Below are 254 nucleotides of genomic sequence, written 5' to 3'. Positions count from 1 at the left end.
CACGAAAACACTAGCCGAAATATCACAACATGGAGGAGCCTGCAAAGCGTCCGGCGAGAAAACCTGACGTTTTGATGGCCGCCGCCTCCAAATGCTGCTCATGACTGAACCCCGACGCCTTTAACGGCTTCAAATCATGATCCCCCGCCACCAGCCACATCACCTCGATACTCTGTGACAACTCATAACTCTGCACCGCCGCCCGATTGCCCAAGGCATCGCGCTCGCCCTGCACTATCAAGGTGGGCGTCTTC

1 protein-coding gene is annotated in these 254 nt (G+C 56.3%); it reads right to left on the bottom strand.

Going from position 1 to position 254, the window contains the following annotated elements; all coding sequences use genetic code 11:
• Nucleotides 1-22: 22 nt before the first annotated feature.
• The coding region (locus tag AAEY72_RS15615; RefSeq protein ID WP_352311532.1) for an alpha/beta family hydrolase at nucleotides 23-254 on the bottom strand (232 nt) is incomplete at its 5' end.

Source organism: Psychrobacter sp. W2-37-MNA-CIBAN-0211 (assembly GCF_040309405.1).
Classification (GTDB): domain Bacteria; phylum Pseudomonadota; class Gammaproteobacteria; order Pseudomonadales; family Moraxellaceae; genus Psychrobacter; species Psychrobacter glaciei.
This window is presented reverse-complemented; position numbering and strand designations above follow the sequence as displayed.